This window comes from Streptomyces durbertensis (genome assembly GCF_014156695.1).
Taxonomy (GTDB): domain Bacteria; phylum Actinomycetota; class Actinomycetes; order Streptomycetales; family Streptomycetaceae; genus Streptomyces; species Streptomyces durbertensis.
In genome coordinates this window covers 1-1553 of record NZ_WMLF01000720.1, presented here as the reverse complement: position 1 = coordinate 1553, position 1553 = coordinate 1, and the positions used below count along the sequence as shown (strand labels likewise).

Genomic DNA, 1553 nt, shown 5'->3' with positions numbered 1-1553 from the left:
GGCCTCAGCCCCGGGGTCCCTCCGGTGGTGGCCCTTCGGGGTCCGGCGGTTGCCGCGGGTGGGTGATCTCCGGCTTGTCCTCGGCGAAGAAGCACGCCGAGTCGTGGTGCGCGGGCCCTTCCACGTAGCGGAACTCCGCCGGGACGGCCAGCGGGGGCACCTCCAGCGCGCAGCGCTCCCGCGCCTTCCAGCAGCGGGTGCGGAAGCGGCAGCCGGACGGCGGGTTCGCCGGCGAGGGCACGTCACCGGTGAGGATGATGCGCTCCCGCTGTTCCCGGGTCGACGGGTCGGGCTGCGGCACGGCCGAGAGCAGCGCCTGCGTGTACGGGTGGGTCGGGTGGTCGTAGATCTCGGCGTCGGTGCCGATCTCCGCCATCTTCCCCAGGTACATCACGCCGACCCGGTCCGAGATGTGCCGGACGATGGACAGGTCGTGCGCGATGAAGACGTAGGACAGGTTGAACTCGTCCTGGAGTCCTTCCATCAGGTTGATGACCTGCGCCTGGACCGACACGTCCAGCGCCGAGACCGGCTCGTCGCAGATGATGATCTCCGGGTTGAGGGCGAGGCCCCGGGCGATGCCGATGCGCTGCCGCTGGCCGCCGGAGAACTGGTGCGGGTACCGGTTGATGTACTCCGGGTTCAGGCCCACCACGTCGAGCAGTTCCTGGACCTTCCGCCGGCGGTCGCCCTTGGGCGCCACCTCCGGATGGATCTCGAACGGCTCACCGATGATGTCGCCGACCGTCATCCGCGGGTTGAGGGAGGTGTACGGGTCCTGGAACACCATCTGGATGTTCCGCCGCACCGCCTTCAGCGCCCGCCCCGACAACCGGGCGATGTCCTCACCCTTGTAGAGGATCTGACCGGAGGTCGGGGTCTCCAGGTTCATCAGCAGCTTGGCGACGGTCGACTTGCCGCAGCCGGACTCGCCCACGACACCCAGGGTCTCGCCCTGGTACAGGTCGAAGGAGATGTCGTCGACCGCGCGGACCGCGCCGATCTGCTTCTTGAAGAGGATGCCCTGCGTCAACGGGAAGTGCTTGACCAGGTTGCGCACCTGGAGGATCGGCTCCCCCCGGTCGACCGTCTTGGCGAACGCCGCCTCGACCTCGGCCGTGGTGGACGACTCCGAGACGGCCCCGCCGCCCTGCTCGGGCGTGGCGCCCTGCTTGTCCAGGTCAGCCATGGATCGTCTCCTTCCAGAAGTGGCAGGCGCTGCCCCGGCCGACCAGGGTGGTGCCGTCCTGCTCGGTCACCGGGTGCAGAGCCGGGACCTCGGTGCGGCAGATGTCCTGGGCGCGGTCGCAGCGCGGGTTGAACGCGCAGCCGGCGGGCACTCGCGCCATGTTCGGCGGCAGGCCCTTGATCGCGTACAGCTCCGAGCCCTTGTGGTCCAGCCTCGGGATGGAGTCCAGCAGCCCCTTGGTGTAGGGGTGGGCCGGGCGCTTGTACAGCTCGTGCACCGGCGCGGTCTCCACGATGCGGCCCGCGTACATCACGGCGATCTTGTCGGCCACGTCGGCGACCACACCCAGGTCGTGGGTGATCAG

2 protein-coding genes are annotated in these 1553 nt (G+C 69.4%); both read right to left on the bottom strand.

Going from position 1 to position 1553, the window contains the following annotated elements; translation table 11 throughout:
- Positions 1 to 4: 4 nt before the first annotated feature.
- Complete coding sequence (locus GL263_RS26255) at positions 5 to 1189, bottom strand: ABC transporter ATP-binding protein (protein ID WP_182858227.1); 1185 nt, start codon at positions 1187 to 1189, stop codon at positions 5 to 7.
- Positions 1182 to 1553 (bottom strand): oligopeptide/dipeptide ABC transporter ATP-binding protein (locus GL263_RS26250; protein ID WP_182858226.1); only part of this gene is annotated, 372 nt, incomplete at its 5' end. The genes GL263_RS26250 and GL263_RS26255, both read right to left, overlap by 8 nt.